Below are 18,941 nucleotides of genomic sequence, written 5' to 3'. Positions count from 1 at the left end.
AAGAATTTTTGAAAAATATATCCACAAATTCAATATTCCAAGTACTGCACCCGCGAGCATAGCATAAAGTAAGATAGAGCATAAATAAACTCCTGGAAGTATGGATGCCAAAGTAATGTATATTAAGAGATGCATATCCCATTGGAATTTAATAAGCTTAATAATTGGGAAAAAATAACCAATCCATATGCATAAGAATAGGATTTTAGTAGAAAATATGAATAAATTTTTGGTGTCACCAACGTGTTCTAGTGAGTTCGGTCATGAGTTAGTGGAGATATAGTATATAGTATGATATAATTGTAAACCTAGAGTAGGAACTATTCTAAGTAAGGAGTATATTATGAGAAAAGTTTATAAGGACCCAAAAACTTTAGCAACAGCTTTAAGAGATTTAGTAGATTTTTATTTAGATGGTGTTATTACATGTGAAAAACTAAAGGAAAAAATAAACATTCTAATTGATGCAAATGAGGAAAGGCTTTATAAGGATGGCAATATGTCTTTAAAAATATCTAATATAATAGGTAGTTCGGGTGTAGACATTATTAATAAGGTGTTCACAGAAAGGCAAATTTAATAAAAACCGTACACCAGATAGTGTGTACGGTTTTTATTTTTACTAAGAAATATATAGAACTATGCCTTATTAAAATTTTTGTTTTATAGGATAATAATTTGCTTGTATATATTTCTAGAAAATTATATAATGTATTAAATGTAAAAATGTTTAAATAGTAAGGAGTGGTAAAATGGCTAAGAATAAACCTGCTTTTCCATCAAGTAATAATAAGTCTTCAAATGATCAGGAATCTAAAGGGGATAACAAAACTCCTTTGCCAACAGCAAAAAAAGCTATAAGAGGTAACTCTAGAGGGCAATAAATATCAGTAAAAATTTACTAAGAACTATTTGATTTTAAAGAGAGTAGTAGTAACTGACTTTATGTAAGTTACTACTACTCTTAATGTTTTAGTCATTATTTCTAATTAGACTTGTCTGCCATCCACCTTGTCTATATAGGTAATACCCATATAGACATATAATTAAATTACTAGAGCTCATGGAAATCCATATACCTGTTGAACCCACCGATGTAAAATATTTAAAAAGCAATATCATTGGAAGTCTTACAAACCATAATCTACTTATCTCCATATTCATGGAGTATTTTGTATGACCAGAGCCTTGAAATATTCCTTGGAATACACTAAATATACCCATTAGTGGCATTGAAAAAGAAATGTATATTAAATATATGATTGCCTGAGCTATAACTTCATTATCGTCCTTAGAACGTATAAAGAAATTTACTATTGGCTTGTCTTGCCAAATCAACACAATACATCCTACAATTGAAATGCTTATGGTAAGTTTTAAGGCCTTGATGAATGCTTCTTTAACGCGATCTAATTGACCTGAACCAAGATTTTGTCCCACAATAGCTGTTAATGAAGCACCTATACCCATTGCCGGTTGCATAATAAGTGATGTGATTCTATTTACCATACCAAAGGCAGCAAGGGTTGAAGTACCATAGGATACAATAAAACCATTAAGTATTATAAAACCTAGGGCTGAACCAGTTTGTCCAATAGCGGATGGTATGGCAACCATAAATAGTTTTTTTAATATGTTCCTATCAAAACTAAAGTTTTTAAAGCTGGGTTTTATTTTTGAAGTGGATTTATAAAGTATGTACAACCCAGCGCCGGCAAGAAGAGCCTTTGAAATAATAGTAGCTACGGGAGCACCTGCAATCCCCATATTAAACTTAAAAATAAATATAGGGTCTAATATAGCATTTATAATAACACTTATAGAACTTAATATGGTAGGTGTTAAAGTGTTACCTTGTGCACTCATAATAGCATTAAAACAGAAAAACAAAAATGTAAAAGGCATATCTAAAAATGTAATTCTTAAAAAAACTTCGCTATAATAAGCTAAATCACCTTTGGCCCCCATAAGATTAATTATAATTGGGCTTAGAAAATATCCTACAAGAGAAAAGCAAATCGCACACACAACAGCAATTGCAATAAGCTGAGACGCATAATTGGAGGCTTTATCGTATTTTGATGCACCAATAAATTGAGATAAAATTGCTGTTCCTGCAATAAATAATCCAATTCCTATAGAAATGAATAGAAACATAACTGGCCATACAAAAGATATTGCTGCAAACTGTATTGAACCTAGTTTACTTACCCAAATTCCATCAATTAAACTATAGAGTGTTTGAATTAAATTACTTAGCATTATTGGTGCTGCCAAGGTTATTATTACTTTGTACATTGGACCTTGTAGTATAAGATTCTTCCTTTCTTTCATATCCATAAATTAATCCCCCATTTTAGTAAAAAATGATATAATAGTAACAACATTATTTATTATATCATTTTTAAAATAAAGTATTAAGAGTGAAACGATTAATTTATTTATATTATAATTTAAAATAAAGAGAGGTTTTATTAATTTTACGTAGAATACTTTACGTGGACTATTTTAAGTCGAATACTTATGTAGAGAAGATAGATTAATACACAATAATTTTGTTTTTTTTAGAGGAGGAAATTTATGAACTTTAAGATAAGAAGTAATAAAAGTAAGACATTGAACATTTTTCTTGCCACAATTTTAGCTATGACAGAATTATTTTTATTCGCGCCAAACATGCAAACGTTTGCCCAAAGTGGAAAAACAAAGGTAATTATTCATTATGCTAAAAACCCAAGCGGTAATCTAAAATGGAACATGTGGCTATGGCCTGATAAAAAGGATGGAAGTAAGTTTGATTTTACTGGCAAGGATACATTTGGTCAAGTTTGTGAAGCTAATTTTGATGGAGACCTTAATAAAGTAGGATTTGTTGTGCGCACAGACGAATGGAAAAAAGACACTACGGATGATAGATTTATTGAAAAATTCAATAATGGTATTGGGGAAGTTTGGCTTAAAGGAGGCGACTCTAAAGTCTACTATTCTGCAGCTGAAGCAGCTGGTAAAAAGGATACACCGGTTTCTGGTGTTCCTGCAATTGTTTTAGGTAAAACAGCTAAATTTACAATTGCAAAATTAGATGAAATGGCTAGTATAAGCATAGAGACTAACTTAGTATTTCCATTTAGCACAAGCGGAGATGAAGGAATTACGGTTAAGGAAGATGGCAAGATATTATCTGTAAAAAAGGTTACAAGTGATGAAGTAAAAGATGGGACTACAACAATTGCCAAAATAGAGTTAAATGAAAATGTGACCCTAGGTCAAAAACTTACAGTATCTAAGTTAGGTTTTGCAGAAAAAGAAGTAGTGCTAGGGGATGTAATGAAAAGTGCTAGTTTCGATAAAATGTTTTATTATGAAGGAAATGATTTAGGTAATACTTATTCTAAAAGTAAAACGAGTTTTAGGGTATGGTCACCAACTGCAACAGAAGTAAAGCTTGTATCCTATAAAAAATGGAATGATAAGATTGGTATTGAGACAATTATGAAAAAAAGCGAAAAGGGAACATGGAATTTTGAATTAGATGGAGATCAAAAGAATTTGTTATATACATATAAAGTAAAGATTAACGGAGTATGGAATGAGGCGGTAGATCCTTATGCTCGTTCTGTAGCTGCAAATGGAGATAAGGGCGCTGTAATCGACTTAACAGAAACAGATCCCGAAGTATGGAAGCCAAGTGAAAAGCCTAATTTTACAAATTTAAATGATGCAATTATATACGAACTACATGTTAGAGACTTTTCTATAGACAAGAAAAGCGGTATGGTAAACAAAGGTAAATATTTAGCATTTACGGAAAAAGGAACAAAGGGAACCGATGGTAAGTCCACAGGTGTTGATTATATAAAGGATTTAGGTGTAACACACATAGAGCTTATGCCAATATTTGATTATGCTAGTGTGGACGAAACTTCAAGTAAGATACAATATAATTGGGGGTACGATCCTAAAAACTACAATTCACCGGAAGGAAGTTATTCAACTGATCCATACAACCCATATGCGAGAGTTAAAGAATTGAAACAAGCAATACAAGCTCTTCATGACAATGGCTTAAGGGTAAATATGGACATGGTTTATAATCATATGTACAGTAGTGTTAACTCTAATTTCAATAAATTAGTACCTGGGTATTTTTTTAGATACAATGAAGATGGTTCTAATTCAAATGAAAGTGGTTGTGGAAATACCATTGCTTCAGAAAATTCAATGGCAAGAAAATTTATTGTGGATTCAGTGACATATTGGGCAAAAGAATATAATTTAGATGGATTTAGATTCGATCTCATGGGTCTCCTTGATATAAAGACAATGAATGAAGTTAGAAAAAGTCTAAATAGTTTAAATCCATCCATTCTCATTATCGGAGAGGGGTGGGATATGGAAACTACTCTTCCAGAAGATACAAGTGCAACGCAGGTAAATGCCAGTAAAATGCCTCAAATATCACTTTTTAACGATACTATTAGAGATGGGATAAAAGGTAGTGTATTTGATGCAAAAGCTAAGGGGTTTGTTAATGGTAATGCTAATGAAGAGATAGATATTAAAAAAGGAATAGTGGGAGGAATAGATTACTCAAGTGATATAACCACTTGGGGGAAAATAGCTCCATTGCAATCTGTTACTTACGCGGAATCACACGATAATAACACATTGTGGGATAAACTCCGTTTAACTAATCCAAAAGACACTATTGCAACAAGATTAAAAATGCACAAAATGGCAGATTCAATTATCCTTACTTCACAAGGTATTCCATTTTTTCAAGCGGGACAGGAATTTTTAAGAACAAAAGGTGGAAATAACAACTCCTATAAGTCCAATGATACTGTAAATAAGCTTGATTGGGCATTAAAATCTAAAAATATCGAAAATGTTAATTATTTCAAAGGTTTAATAAAATTAAGAGAGGCACATCCTGCCTTCAGAATGACTACGGCGGATATGATTAAGCAAAACTTGAAATTTTTAATAGTTCCAGAAAACGTGGTGGCATATGAAATAGCTCATAATGCAAATATGGATACTTGGTCTGACATCGTAGTAGCCTTTAATGCAAATAAAAAAGATGTAGTGGTTAAATTATCTAAAAAAGCCACTTGGAATATAGTAGTAAATGGAGATGAAGCAGGTGTTAAAACTGTAAAACAATTTAAAGGTGATAAATTAGTAGTTCCTGCACTAAGTACCATAGTAATTTATGATGCACAAGAAAATATATTTATGACATTAAGTTTTTGGATTTATACTATATTAATTTTAGCTGGGATTGCAAGCATAATATGGTTTATCAAGAATAGAAAAAAAGCTTAAAATTATGGCATATAGTATGTTTCTACAAGGTCTTTATATTAAAATATAAGGACCTTGAAATATTTTATTCATTATTAAGGAGATGCTAAAATGTTATATGTTTTAATTTTTATACCAATTTTAATTATTATTGCTATTTTTATCATAGGTTGGCATTTTTCTAGTATTATAATACATCCTAAGGTTGCAAAGTATAATTATACCTATGATTATGAAGTAGAAAAAGGGAAACTCGAAGTAAAAACATTTAATAACTTGGAAAAACAAGAAGTATATCTAGATTCCCAGTATGGCTATAAAATTCATGGATATTTTTTTCCTAACAAGGATTCAAAAAAAATTATAATCTTGTGTCATGGAATAACTTGGAGTTTATATGGTTCAGTTAAATATATGAATATGTTTTTAAAAAGAGGTTTTGCTGTCTTTATTTATGATCACAGGAATCATGGTCTAAGTGGCGGAGGGGACACTTCTTTTGGGTATTACGAAAAGTTTGATCTGAAAAAATGTACAGATTGGCTATTTAATAAATTAGGCAACGATATAATAGTAGGTTTGCATGGAGAGTCTATGGGGGCTGGCACAGTTCTTCAAAATATTGTAATAGACCCGCGAATTAAGTTTTGTATAGATGACTGTGGATACTCTGATGCACAAGACCTATTTAAACATAGATTAGAAAAAGATTATAATATAAGAAAATTTCCTTTGGTGAAATTAGCAAGTAGAATCAGTAAAATGAGAGTTGGATGGGACTTCAAAGATGTATCGCCCATAACCACTTTACCTAAAATAGAAATTCCAATATTGTTTATTCATGGCCAAGATGATGATTATGTACCTACTTATATGTGTAAAGAAATGTACTCAGTAAAAAAAGGCTACAAAGAAATATATATTGTTCCTGGTGCAGGTCATGCAGAAGCATATTGGAAGAACAAAGATGAATATGAAAAAAAAGTTGATGGATTTTTAAAAGCTATAAACATAATCTGAAATGGAATAGTTAAGCAATTTCCACAAAAGTTTAAATAATTTCTTAGTAGTGTGATATACTGAAACTATAAGTAAAATTATAAATAACGTACCACCTTTTAATAAGGTGGTTTTTATATTGTAGAAAGGGAGGTTTTTGTTTAATGTTTCAGTTACCACAAAATGATAATAAGTATTTATACACAACCAATTATTCTAAAGATGAAGAAAGCCTATGCAAAATGGAAACAAAATGCCTCTTTAATAAGCCTCTTAATGGAAAACACATATTTTCTGATATTTATGTAGATTCCTCTAGAAGTCCTTATATTAAAAAGTGTATTTCCATAATGTATACTGGAGACACAATGAAGCAAATTGTTGATCAAATTGTTATGGACAAACTGACCAGTGCAGATTATAAGGTTGCTTATATAAATGCTGATGATGAAATCATGGGTTTTCATGAAGGACGTAGTATAGAGTTCGAAATAGGCTTTAATATACTTGGAGAAGCTGAAATGAAAAATCCTAAAATCACCTTTGGCATTACAAAAATAGATAACAAATGGGTATTTGGTGAAATTGAAAGTAATACTTCGGATTGGTTATTTCATAACAAAAAACCTTTTTCATATTCTAATGCTCTAAAGGTAAATGTTTGTAGAGCACTAGTTAACATAGCAGTAGGTAATAATCTAGGTTTAAGTGTTGTAGATCCTTGTTGTGGAATTGGAACAGTACTAATTGAAGCTATTTCAATGGGAATTAATATTAATGGTTATGAGATAAATCCCTTCATAGGTAAAAATGCTAAAACAAATCTTAGGTATTTTGGATATGAAGATATAATAACTATTGGTGACATGCATGATATTAAAAATAAGTATAATGTGGCTATAGTTGATCTTCCATATGGCATATTTACTCAAATTACCACAGATGAGCAGTTAGCTATTATGGATAGTGCTCGTAGAATAGCCGATAAAATGGTAATCATTACTTTTGATGACATGGAGCAGCAAATAACTTCCGTTGGGTTTAATATAGATGATAGGTGTACTGTTTCTAAAGGAACATTTATAAGGCATATATATATCTGTAGTTAAAAATTCCCTAATTTCAGTCCTTGGGTTTTTTACAATAAGTGTGAACTGAAGTCAAGCGAAAGAATTGATGTAATAGACAAAATTGTAGGGAGGGATTAATTATGGCAAAAAAAAATAGTACAAATAACGATCTTTTATATAATACCAAGGCAAGTGCTTCTCCGCAAATATATTCTCTATTCATAAAACTAGTTAATGAGGATAAAGAAAATTTAGCAAAACTAGTGATAAAAGTTGATTATTTGTTAGAATATGCAAGCTCCTGCATAAAACAAAAGGACTTTCATGGCGCAAAGGAAGGTCTAAAAATGGCTGAAACTAGAATGGATATTTTGAAGAGTGAAAAAGTAGATACGAAACATCTAGAATATTTATATGCTGGAATAGCAAAAAAGGCAAAAATATAATGGAGTAAGTATATTTGATTACAATCAAATATACTTACTCCATTTTTCTATTATAGTGTTAATATTATGTCTTTTAAATGTGAATTAAATTAAAAAATATTCCTAGCTTAATAGTTTTTTATCTGATTCTTTTCCCAGAAATTCTATCTACTATGAAAATTATTGCAGCTACTATAAGTAAAGTATTAATCATACCGCCACCAATTCTGAATATAAGCCCTAAAGCCCAAAAAAATACTACTATCCCGCCTAACCAACGTAAAAAACCCATATAATACACTACCTTTCGCATATAGTTATTTCTGAATCTCTTTAAATATTATAATGACCTAAATTTAGTTGAAATATACAAAGTGGTTTAAATGTTAAACAAATCGGAGTAAGCTGCAATTAATACGTAGAATACAAATAAATCATGTAATTATGCGTACTCAAAAAAAACTAATAAGTATCCTAGTTTAAATTTGTTGTATAATATAATTAATATATAGGATAGGGTGATGAAATGTTTTTTAATAGTAAAAAGCGGAAAGAAATAAAGGAAAATGAAGCAAGACTTATGAGAATCAATAATTTCGAGGTAAGGTATGTAACAACTAGAGACCCATATAAATATGGTGAATCTATAATAGGAAAGGGCTGCGTGATAAATATTAATAATGGTGATTTTATTATAACTAGTGGAAATAAAATTATTTTCACACATTCCATAAAAGGTTTACAATGCTCGGAATTGTTGAGCCAAGAAGGAGTAATACTGAGTTATGTTGAGGATAAAACAGGAGAAAATGTAGAGGTTATGGCTTATTATAAGTACCATAGAAAATAAGTAGGAAAAGTATAGCCAAAGCAATTGTTGCGTATGGAACGTATTATAACATTTATTCCAATCAATTTAAAAATCTGGAATGAATAAAATGTTTTAGTTATAGGCATAAAAGGGTATAATATTGTTAACTAGTAAATTATTGAAAGATAAGGGGAAACTGATCTAGTTTATTTAATAGTTTGTAGTTAATTAAAATAATAAAATTTTCATTGTAGAAAGGTGAAGTTAAAATGAATAAAATTGCACTTATTACGGACAGTACTTCCGATGTTGATAAAGAAATGATCCAAAGGTACGATCTAAAAGTACTTCCTCTAAGAATAATATATAAAGACAAAGAGTACATCGACAGAGTAACTATTACACCAAAAGAGGTATATGATAATTTTGTATATGAAGTTCCCTCAACTTCATTACCTTCAATGCAAGATATGGAAGAAATGTATCTAAAGCTTGAAGAGGAGGGCTATACTCATGCCATCGCAGTAATTATATCTTCAAATTTATCAGGCACATATAATACATTGAGATTGGTAAGTGAAAATCACCCATCTATAGAGACCTGTGTTTTTGATTCTAAATCTCTAACTATTGGTGAAGCTGCATTAGTTGAAGAATGTGGAGAAATGATAAAAGATGGAAAAAGTTTTGAGCAAATTGTAGAAGCTCTCCCTGAAATACAAAGCAGAGTTACTGTTTATTATGCAGTGGATACTCTTAAATATCTAATTAAAGGTGGGAGAATCGGAAAGGTGTCTGGCACTATAGGTGAAATATTAAATATAAAACCTATTATTTCCATTAATAACGATGGTGTATATTATACTTATGCAAAGGCAAAGGGAAAAAAGAAAGCCATAAGCAAGCTTGTAGATATTGCTAGAGAAGCACTAGAGCATACTCCTTGTAAAATTTGGGTTATGCATGGTGGAGCTTATGAAGAAGTAAAGGCTTTTTCTCAAACAATTGCATCTCTTCCCAATATTACGAGATTATCTTTTGGAGAAATAAGTCCAGTAGCTGGAGTTCATACGGGTCCTGGTTTACTTGGGATTATTGTAGTAAAAGAGCCCACTATAAAAAATTAAATAATATATACATCTAATGAAATATAAAAAGAAAATATTAAGGAGTGTCCTAATGAAAATTGAAGATATAATGTCAGGAGATTTTTCTGAATATCCTGAAGACACACAAATAGTTATGAAGGAATATACTGAAAATCTACGAGAAGCTATAAAACAAGAATTAATAAAGGATATATCATATAACATGCTTAAGGATATAGATAAAAGTAAGGATTATTTCATGAATGTTTTAACTGATATATTGGATAATGGGTATAAAGGTCTAAATAAAATGTCTACTCGATCACTTATTGATAAATATTTAGAAAAGAAAAATGAACAAGACTTTTTTGCACTATTAGAAAAAGTTAATGAAGAAGGCTAATAAATATAATTGTTTGATTATTTTCTATAAATAAAAAAACATTAAATCATAAGATTTAATGTTTTTTTGCATCTAATCTATTTTTATTTTTAGAGACAAAAACAAATTAATAGCAGCAATGAATGCAGCAACAATGAAAACATATTGATATCCCATAGTTGTCCATAATATACCACCTACAAAAGGTATTGACATTGCGATTACATGATCAAAACTCGTACCTGCAGATAGAGTAGGAATAACGTCTTCTGGGCATATAGCAATCTTTTTTATATAAGTAGATCTTGCCATTTCTACTACACTTAGTGAATTATCTATAACGTAACACGACGCGATAATTATCACAGCAATGCTGGGTGGAACTAAATCAGCCGCAAAGGAATAGCCCATGCAAATTACTATAAGAACTATTGCTTCAAATGAAAGCACATATCTTTCACCTTTTATATCTATAGCATTGCCAACAATGGTTCTTGTAAAGATGCTTAATACAGCAATTATTAATCCTAGTATAGCAAAAGTAGGAGGATCAACATTGAACTCTTTGATAAGCACCCAGGGAGCAAATGTCAAAAAAATCTGCTTTCTTGCACCATTAACTACACTAAGGCAATAATATAAAGTATATTTTTTCTTAAAAACAAGGGTTGCCTTTTTTCTCTTTGGTTTTTTAGATTTCATTAGACCAAGAAAAAAGGCTGCAAAAATATAAAAAACTGAGGCTATCACAAAGGCAATTTGATATGTAAGATTAAAGTACTTAAACCCAAACCATACAATGGAATAACCCACGATAGTAGCAATTAGGTTATATGCGCTATATCTTCCTAGCCTTGCACCATAATTTCCAGCCTCAGAAAGATTCATACCTATACCAGCAGATAGTGGCATAAAAATATGTATACCTAGGCTAAGTAACATCATCCATAAAAGCATAGATGCAAAAGAGGGAGAAAATAATCCAAGGCCTAGCATTCCAAGAGAGGCAAAGAACATGCCTACTATTGCTATTTTTATGTCACCAAGAAATGCGAGTATTCCGAGTACTATAACTATTAATACACCTGGCAACTCACGAGGAAATTCTACAATACCTCTAGCAGAAGCTGTTAATTTATATGTATCGCTTAGAAAGTTATTAAACACAGTTGAGTTAATACCACTGGCTATTCCAGTAAATAGTCCTACTATTAAAAACAACTTAAAATCTCTATCGTTATTGAATTTGCAACACAAGGTTGAAAATTTTTCTTTCAACCTTTGTTTTTTTACTAGCCCACTCTCATTAGTTTTTTTCTCACTATCAATCACCCTTATTCCCCCTCATTCTAACTAAATTAAGTATATTATAAAAAATAATAGAATTCAATAAAAAAGCATATCTAAATACCTTTTTAAATTCATCTATCTAGTAATTAATTAATATTTCTCCGCTTAGAATTGTATCTTTAGCATGAGTCCAAGTAGCTTCAATTAAAAGGTTCGTTTTTAAGCCTGTTTTATAATTAAACGAAATTTTTTTATCATGTATCATATGATGATTCTCGTAAATAACTGAATTTTTATTTGCTTTATCTCTAATAATAATTGTCCATATTCCATTTTGAGGTTGCTGAATCTTGGCTTTGATAGTTAATGTTGACCAGAAGGTGTTGCTAACTCCAGTAGCATAAGATCCTTTTCCATGGTAAATATTCATTTCAAAAGTTTGTTGAATACTGCCACTATTATTTGTTGCTGCCACTTCACTTGATTCTGAGCTTTCGCTTTTTACACCATTTATAAATTTTTTCATGGATACTCTCCTTATTTATCATTTTATGACAATTCAAAAAAAACTAGAGTAATAAGATTTTCAAAAAGATTTATTATAATTTTATTATATGTAAATATGGAAGAAATGTTATTTTTATTAAAATAATATTTCTATGAAACTACAGTTAACAATAACTTACAATATTAAGTAGAAATATATTTCATATAAAACAAGGTAAATATTAAAATTAATATTTAAAAGAAATAAATCGTAAAGAATGCTATAATTATATTTTGAATTAAATATTGAAATTTACGATTAAAGTAAAAGAAGGTGGAAATAATGACGGATAATAAATATTTACCTATTAGTATGAGTGATATTATAGATAGAGGTTGGACTGAATTAGATTTTATTATAGTTACTGGTGATGCATATGTAGATCATCATAGTTTTGGAACGGCAATCATTTCAAGGGTTCTAGAAAGTGAAGGCTATAAAGTAGGAATAATAGCTCAACCTAATTGGAAGGATACAGAAGACTTTAAGAAACTCGGCAAACCAAGGCTAGGATTCCTAGTTAATGCTGGTAATATGGATTCTATGGTTAATCATTATACCGTAAGCAAGAAAGTAAGAGAAAAAGATTTGTATTCTCCTGATGGAAAGATGGGCCTTAGGCCTGACAGAGCAACAATAGTATACTGTAATAAAATAAGAGAATCATATAAAGGTATTCCTCTTATTATTGGAGGGTTAGAAGCAAGTTTAAGGCGGTTTGCACACTATGATTATTGGAGTGACAAGGTAAGAAAGTCCATGCTAATAGATAGTGGTGCAGATCTACTAATATTTGGCATGGGTGAGAAACAAGTTGTTAACGTTGCAAATAAATTAAATGAAGGTATAGATATAAAAGATATTACACATGAACTTGGAACTTGTTATGTAACAGAGAATATAGAAAATATAGGTGAACATGTTGAAATAGCATCTTATAAGGAAGTCTGCAATGATAAGAAAAAATATGCAGAGGCTTTTAAAATACAGTATGATGAGCAAGACCCTATTAGGGGAGGTGTTATAGTCCAAAAGCATACTAATAAGTATCTTGTGCAAAATAAACCAGAAATGCCTCTTACTAGGGAAGAGTTAGATGTTGTTTATGGCTTGCCCTACCAAAGAAATTATCATCCTATGTATGAAAAATTTGGTGGAATACCAGCTATAGAGGAAGTTCAGTTCAGTTTAGTTAGTTCGAGAGGATGTTTTGGTAGCTGTGCTTTCTGCGCTATAACCTTTCATCAAGGTAGAATTGTTCAAAGCAGAAGTGAAAATTCATTAATAGAGGAAGCAGTAGAAATTACAAAATTAAAGGGCTTTAAAGGATATATCCATGATGTAGGAGGGCCTACCGCCAATTTTAGAAAGCCCGCATGTGATAAACAATTAAAAGTAGGTGCTTGCAAAGATAAGCAATGTTTACATCCTGCTCCATGCAAGAATTTAAATGTTGATCATATGGAGTATTTAAACGTACTCAGAAAGCTTAGAGAATTACCAAATGTTAAAAGAGTTTTTGTACGTTCAGGATTACGTTATGACTATATTATGGCAGACAAAAATGATACCTTCTTTAATGAGCTTATTGAGCACCATGTTAGTGGGCAGCTAAAAGTTGCACCAGAGCATGTATCTCACAAAGTTTTAAAATTCATGGGCAAACCAGCTGGGAAAACTTATGATAAATTCAGAGAGAAATTTTATAAGGCTACTGAAAAAATAGGAAAGAAACAATATCTTATTCCTTATTTAATGTCTAGCCACCCAGGATGCAACATAAGTTCATCTGTAGAACTAGCTGAATACCTTAGGGATACTAATTATCAACCTGAACAAGTTCAAGATTTTTATCCAACTCCAGGAACACCATCAACAACCATGTTTTATACAGGAATTGATCCTGAAACTATGCAAGAAGTCCATGTACCTAAAACCAAGCATGAAAAAGCTATGCAAAGGGCATTGCTTCAATATAGAGATCCTATGAAATATGATTTAGTATACTCAGCTTTAATAGAAGCAAATAGGGAAGATTTAATTGGTTACGGACCTAAGTGTTTAGTAAAACCAAGGGGTCAAAAAAATATGGAATATTTAAGTACCTCAAACGCAAAACCAAAGCAACAAAAGGATAGAGAAAAAGAAAGAAATATAAAAGGTACGACTAAAGATAATACTAAAGATAAAAACTATAAAAAGAAAAACAAACCTACAATAACTGGGAATAAGGTAAGCTTTGGAAGTAGACAAGAAAATAAAAACAAAGCTAAAAACAAAAAAAGAAAATAGTAAACTATAATAAATACCTACATCCATGTATTGGATGTAGGTATTTATTAATAAAGCGGTAAACCACTATCCCTTTAGGGTTGTTGTAAGATTACTATAACTCAACTTTAACTATTTTGTTGATACCTTCTTCTTCTACTAGTTCACTTTTACTGATGCCTTTTCTAAAATATCTAATTTGTTTATATTTAACTTTGTTCATTTCAAAATCCAATACATCAATTCTATCCCCTTTATAAATAACAGCTTCTTTACTACCTTTTAAAAATACATGTACTTCCATATTTTTATTTTTAGCTGCAAAGCAGCTACTCCTTTCATTATATAATGTTACAAAATCAAATACTACTATTTAAACTACAGTGCATCTAAATTATAGTGCCATTACTTATATTTATCAAGGTTAAATTTCTAAGAAATTTAATAATAGTTAACCATTTATTTATTAGCGAATATAATATTAATAAATAATAGTAGGTGATTAAAATGTACACTAATGGTATTTTAAAATTAATGGGAAGAATAAAAATAAAGATATCTTTTTATTGAAAATCTAATATAGATTTATTCTAGAAGGAGATAAAAAAATGATTTATAAAGAGTATTTATTGGATACTAATATTGTAATAAAAGTGTGGAATAAATATCCTACCTTACTGGATTCTATTGAGAATATAGAATTTATTGATTTTAAAATTTCCGAAGATATTGCTGGAGAATTATCTGTAAAAGAGTATATAAAATTCAAGGAAGACTTTATACTCTCTAATAAATTTTTGAAATTGTTAGGGCATATTGTTAACAATAACAGTCCTAACGACAATGAAGAGAGATTACGTGATGCTTTTATTAAGTATGAGAAGAACAAAAATATATATTTTATTAATGGAGAGAAAATCTCTATAAATGACTATAGTCTAATTGAGCTATGTGAAAATAATAAAGACTATACACTTGTTACGGAAGATAAAAAAATGCTCCGAAGTGCAAAAATCATATTAGATGCTTCTAGGGTCTTAAACTTTCAAGAATTCCTAGATGAATTGAAAGATTTAAATGTCTTATAATAATACAATAGGATAAGAGACTGAAATTTTATTGAGTTTCAGCCTCTTATGCTATTTTAGACCATTGTGACTTATTTAATAGTCGTTTCTAAATACTGCTTAAAATTAGAATCCCATAGCTTATAAAACTCAGGGTCGACCTCACTAACTACCGATAAAAATTCGTTTAATACACCTAAATTGTTTAATCCTTTCATTAGATGTCTGGGGTAATTCACTTTTTTTGAATAATTATTTTTAGGATCAATTACAGTAATTGAAAAACCTTCTTTTAAGTACAAGTCTTTACATCTAATATCTAGCCTTTTAAAATTAAGCCTCTTAAATTCCACAATAAGCTTCACAAGGTTATGTGAAATTTCTTTAGTGATACCATGCTTCTTGATATACTTATCTAGGCGCTGTCCATCTGCCAAATCTCGTACAATGTAGTAATCTCCATGTTCATAGACTTTAGGAAAGTATTTGCTTTTTCTAGTTTTCATAAAAATGTTATATTCCTTGTCACAAATTCTTTTATCTTTAAAAATTTTAATTACTCTTTGGTTAGGGAGTAAATATACTATTCCATTATGACCAGAACCTAAAAATTCTGAGGCTCTAATCATTTTTTCCACCCTACTATTTAACCTAATATAATAGCTGCCGTCTTCATTCATATTATCATCATCTTCTTTATAGTTATATTACTATATTATATGATGAAAATTTATAAGTATATCTTTTATCTAGAAAAAAAGTATTATAACTACTTTTTTTCTAGATAAGCTTTATTATCCAATGCCATTTTTATTGCATCCTTAATGTTACTTATAAATTTGTTCTTATAGGAAACAAAGCTTCTTCCATCTTGAATTATTTTACCCGTATTTTGGGGTGGTTCTTTAATCTTAAAAACCATGCTATTAAGATCTTCTAGTCTTTTAATCAATTCAGTATTACATTTTTGAAATTCATCTACTGAACTTCTAGTACACTCTTGTGCAATATTTAAATTAATTAAGGTTTCCGAATATTGAAGTCCTTTAAATATACCCTTATAATAGGATAGTTCAATAAACTCTTTGATTCTAGGAGACGTAGTTTGCTTCAGCAGTGATTCTATATAAAAATCCTCCATTTCATCCTTCTTAAAGCCACTTTTAACTGCTCTATTCATAATCCTATCGGCTATTGCTTTAATTTTTATATTAGTAAAAGTCATCATTACCCTCCATTGATTAATTCATCTTGTGTTTATTTAATTAATAATAATGTAAACCTCTCTAATTTTATCAAAATAAGTGTCATGAGTAAACAGTAAAAGCCTTAGCGATTAAAATAAATGCTAAGGCTTTTGGTACAATATAAGCTGTATTATATTTTGACCTCTAATAAATCATTTCCATTTAGCCTATAATCTTTTTTATACACTGATAAATCTACTGCTACGTCCTTTTCATTTTGTATTTGAAGAAAGTCTGCATTAAATTTAATGTTCAGAAGTGCACCTCTAAAAATTATTTTAAAGGAGCATGATTTCCAGTGATCTGGAATGATTGGATTTAAAACTAGTTTATTATCTATAACCCTAAGCCCTCCAAAACCATGAACTACCGCCATCCATGTTCCTGCCATACTTGTGGAGTGACAACCATCCTTTGTGTCATTGTTATAATTGTCAAGGTCAAGTCTAGAAGTCCTTAAATACATTTCATAAGCTTTATCATAATTACCTATTTTTGCAGCCAAAATAGTATGAATGCAAGGGGATAAGGAAGATTCATGAACTGTTCTTTGTTCGTAGAAATCAAAATTTCTTTTAATTGTATCAGTATTATAATCCTGTTCGAATAAGTAAATGCCTTGAAGTACATCTGCTTGTTTGATAAAGCAAGAGCGTAATATTCTATCCCATGACCATTTTTGATTTATTGGTAGATTTTTTTTATCTAGGTCCTTAACTAATATCTGTTCTTTGTCCATATATCCATCTTGTTGAAGGAAAATCCCAAGTTCTTCATTGCATGGATAGTACATATTTTCAATAATATTCTTCCAAGTAATAATTTCATCGTCCTTAAAATTAAGCTTTTTATTAAGTTCACTTAACCGTTCAGGCTCATTTTGATTTAGATAATTTATAACCTCTAGTGTATACGTTAAAGTCCAACAGGCAATTCTATTTGTATACCAGTTATTATTTACATTGTTTTCATATTCGTTAGGCCCAGTAACCCCTAGAATCACATATTTATTTCTACTTTTAGAGAAAGTTGCTCTTTGAGCCCAAAATCTTGATATTGCTGCAAGTACTTCAAAACTAAATTCACCAAGGCAAGACTTGTCTCCAGTATAGTTCACGTAATTGTATGTAGCATAAGCTATGGCTCCATTTCTGTGAATTTCCTCAAACGTTATTTCCCACTCATTATGGCATTCTTCACCATTCATTGTTACCATTGGATACAATGCTGCCCCATTTGTAAAGCCTAACTTTGTAGCATTCTCTATGGCTTTATCTAACTGCTTATATCTATATAATAATAGGTTTTTTGATACTTTTTCTTCAGAAGTACTTAGGTAGAAGGGGATGCAGTAAGCTTCAGTATCCCAATAAGTGCTTCCACCATATTTTTCACCAGTGAAACCTTTTGGTCCTATATTTAGCCTATGATCTTCTCCAGTATAGGTCTGATTTAATTGAAATATATTAAATCGAATCCCTTGTTGTGCAGAAATATCACCTTCTATAACTATATCGCTTTCCTTCCATTTTTCCTTCCAAGCATCAGCTTGCTCTTTTAATAACATTTCAAATCCATCTTTTTTCGCTTTGCTAGAAAGCTCTTTAGTTATTCGGACTAATTTGGATATATCATAATATCGTGATGAAGTATTAGCTACATATTTATAAATTATAACTTCGTCATTTTCATTACAATAAATTAAAGCGGTACTGGCAACATATTTTTCACTTTGATTTAATGCGATAACAGGTTTAATTATTTTATCATTAACAGTTATTTCATAGTTCATATATGTGCAGATATGAAAATCTAATTTTTTGGTTTTTAATAGCAAATATCCTGCGTAAGGGTTAACTTCTTTGGAAATCTCATCCCAGAACTTCTCATCATAATTGGAGTCAGAATTCATAACATCCCCATCAAGGTAAGGTGTTATTTCTAATTTACCACTAAAATTCAATGGTTTTATAGCATACTTTATTACTCCTATTTCCCCACGAATCATACTAATAAATCTTTTAGAAGTTACTTCAATCTCATTACCATTTGAAAGTGTAGCTTTAAAGCTTCTTTGTAAATAGCCCTTTTTCATATTCAAAACTCTTTCAAACTCTTTTACAGTACATTTAGCAAGATCTAAAGTAATGTCATTAATTTTAATATCTATACCAATCCAATTTGTTGAGTTTAAAACCTTAGCAAAATATTCTGGATATCCATTTTTCCACCAGCCTACCCTTGTTTTATCAGGATAATAAACCCCAGCTATATAATTTCCTTGTAAAGATGTACCACTATATTCTTCTTCAAAATTTGCTCTTTGTCCCATATATCCATTGCCTAAACTGAATATGCTTTCAGATATTTCATTTTTATCGGAATTAAATCCTTGTTCAATAATATTCCATTCATTTAATTTATAATAGTGTTCCAT

At 30.2% G+C, this 18,941-nt stretch carries 19 protein-coding genes; 11 read left to right on the top strand and 8 right to left on the bottom strand.

From position 1 onward, the window contains the following. Positions 1-343 precede the first annotated feature (343 nt). Positions 344-580: a TIGR04540 family protein gene (locus tag KPL51_RS12780; protein ID WP_216162038.1), complete on the top strand. Its 237-nt coding sequence runs from the start codon at positions 344-346 to the stop codon at positions 578-580. Positions 581-752: 172 nt separating this feature from the next. After that, positions 753-884, top strand: coding sequence for a hypothetical protein (locus KPL51_RS24045; RefSeq protein ID WP_263628353.1), 132 nt, complete (start codon positions 753-755; stop codon positions 882-884). Positions 885-972: 88 nt separating this feature from the next. On the opposite strand, the gene KPL51_RS12775 is transcribed toward KPL51_RS24045, so the two are convergent. Then, positions 973-2,340, bottom strand: coding sequence for an MATE family efflux transporter (locus KPL51_RS12775; protein ID WP_216162035.1), 1,368 nt, complete (start codon positions 2,338-2,340; stop codon positions 973-975). A gap of 240 nt (positions 2,341-2,580) precedes the next feature. Between KPL51_RS12775 and pulA the strand changes: the two genes are divergently transcribed. From pulA to KPL51_RS12755, 4 genes are all read left to right on the top strand, one after another. Continuing rightward, on the top strand, positions 2,581-5,328 hold the full coding sequence (gene pulA, locus KPL51_RS12770; protein WP_216162032.1) for a type I pullulanase: 2,748 nt from the start codon (positions 2,581-2,583) through the stop codon (positions 5,326-5,328). Between the two features lie 90 nt (positions 5,329-5,418). Next, positions 5,419-6,327, top strand: a complete 909-nt coding sequence (locus KPL51_RS12765; RefSeq protein ID WP_216162030.1) for an alpha/beta hydrolase — start codon at positions 5,419-5,421, stop codon at positions 6,325-6,327. Positions 6,328-6,470: 143 nt separating this feature from the next. Continuing rightward, the gene (locus tag KPL51_RS12760; RefSeq protein ID WP_224854179.1) at positions 6,471-7,415 is read left to right on the top strand and encodes a TRM11 family SAM-dependent methyltransferase; all 945 of its coding nucleotides are present in this window, start codon (positions 6,471-6,473) and stop codon (positions 7,413-7,415) included. 101 nt (positions 7,416-7,516) lie between these two features. Beyond that, positions 7,517-7,822: a hypothetical protein gene (locus KPL51_RS12755; protein ID WP_216162026.1), complete on the top strand. Its 306-nt coding sequence runs from the start codon at positions 7,517-7,519 to the stop codon at positions 7,820-7,822. 118 nt (positions 7,823-7,940) lie between these two features. On the opposite strand, the gene KPL51_RS12750 is transcribed toward KPL51_RS12755, so the two are convergent. After that, the gene (locus tag KPL51_RS12750) at positions 7,941-8,093 is read right to left on the bottom strand and encodes a lmo0937 family membrane protein (RefSeq protein WP_216162023.1); all 153 of its coding nucleotides are present in this window, start codon (positions 8,091-8,093) and stop codon (positions 7,941-7,943) included. A gap of 234 nt (positions 8,094-8,327) precedes the next feature. Here KPL51_RS12750 and KPL51_RS12745 point away from each other — a divergent pair, with 234 nt between their 5' ends. The 3 genes from KPL51_RS12745 (at position 8,328) to KPL51_RS12735 (ending at position 10,103) form a co-directional block, all read left to right on the top strand. Continuing rightward, a complete protein-coding gene (locus KPL51_RS12745) occupies positions 8,328-8,651 on the top strand; it encodes a hypothetical protein (RefSeq protein ID WP_216162020.1) in 324 nt (107 codons plus the stop codon). Positions 8,652-8,881: 230 nt separating this feature from the next. Continuing rightward, the gene (locus tag KPL51_RS12740) at positions 8,882-9,739 is read left to right on the top strand and encodes a DegV family protein (RefSeq protein WP_216162017.1); all 858 of its coding nucleotides are present in this window, start codon (positions 8,882-8,884) and stop codon (positions 9,737-9,739) included. A 52-nt stretch (positions 9,740-9,791) separates the two neighbouring features. After that, positions 9,792-10,103 (top strand): hypothetical protein, encoded by a 312-nt coding sequence (locus tag KPL51_RS12735; RefSeq protein ID WP_224854176.1) that lies wholly within the window; start codon positions 9,792-9,794, stop codon positions 10,101-10,103. 72 nt (positions 10,104-10,175) lie between these two features. Here the strand turns inward: KPL51_RS12735 and KPL51_RS12730 are convergent, their stop codons facing one another. Both KPL51_RS12730 and KPL51_RS12725 read right to left on the bottom strand, forming a co-directional pair. After that, the gene (locus KPL51_RS12730; RefSeq protein ID WP_312888623.1) at positions 10,176-11,414 is read right to left on the bottom strand and encodes an MFS transporter; all 1,239 of its coding nucleotides are present in this window, start codon (positions 11,412-11,414) and stop codon (positions 10,176-10,178) included. A 97-nt stretch (positions 11,415-11,511) separates the two neighbouring features. Beyond that, entirely contained in the window at positions 11,512-11,898 is a 387-nt protein-coding gene (locus tag KPL51_RS12725) for a hypothetical protein (protein WP_216162012.1), read from the bottom strand. Between the two features lie 303 nt (positions 11,899-12,201). Here KPL51_RS12725 and KPL51_RS12720 point away from each other — a divergent pair, with 303 nt between their 5' ends. Further along, positions 12,202-14,211 (top strand): YgiQ family radical SAM protein, encoded by a 2,010-nt coding sequence (locus tag KPL51_RS12720; RefSeq protein ID WP_216162009.1) that lies wholly within the window; start codon positions 12,202-12,204, stop codon positions 14,209-14,211. 94 nt (positions 14,212-14,305) lie between these two features. On the opposite strand, the gene KPL51_RS12715 is transcribed toward KPL51_RS12720, so the two are convergent. Next, positions 14,306-14,494, bottom strand: a complete 189-nt coding sequence (locus tag KPL51_RS12715) for a hypothetical protein (protein ID WP_216162006.1) — start codon at positions 14,492-14,494, stop codon at positions 14,306-14,308. 304 nt (positions 14,495-14,798) lie between these two features. On the opposite strand from KPL51_RS12715, the gene KPL51_RS12710 reads away from it, so the two are divergent. Then, entirely contained in the window at positions 14,799-15,278 is a 480-nt protein-coding gene (locus KPL51_RS12710; protein ID WP_216162003.1) for a PIN domain-containing protein, read from the top strand. A gap of 71 nt (positions 15,279-15,349) precedes the next feature. On the opposite strand, the gene KPL51_RS12705 is transcribed toward KPL51_RS12710, so the two are convergent. The 3 genes from KPL51_RS12705 to KPL51_RS12695 all read right to left on the bottom strand — a co-directional run bounded on the left by KPL51_RS12705 (position 15,350) and on the right by KPL51_RS12695 (position 18,941). After that, positions 15,350-15,886, bottom strand: a complete 537-nt coding sequence (locus KPL51_RS12705) for a protein kinase (RefSeq protein WP_224854173.1) — start codon at positions 15,884-15,886, stop codon at positions 15,350-15,352. Positions 15,887-16,026: 140 nt separating this feature from the next. Further along, a complete protein-coding gene (locus KPL51_RS12700; protein WP_216161998.1) occupies positions 16,027-16,482 on the bottom strand; it encodes a hypothetical protein in 456 nt (151 codons plus the stop codon). A gap of 152 nt (positions 16,483-16,634) precedes the next feature. Further along, on the bottom strand, positions 16,635-18,941 hold the full coding sequence (locus KPL51_RS12695) for a family 65 glycosyl hydrolase domain-containing protein (protein WP_216161995.1): 2,307 nt from the start codon (positions 18,939-18,941) through the stop codon (positions 16,635-16,637).

Origin of the sequence: Clostridium bowmanii, from assembly GCF_018861315.1 — a bacterium.
GTDB lineage: Bacteria > Bacillota > Clostridia > Clostridiales > Clostridiaceae > Clostridium_AD > Clostridium_AD bowmanii.
The sequence above is the reverse complement of the archived record's forward strand: the minus strand, read 5'-3'. Positions and strand labels throughout refer to the sequence as shown.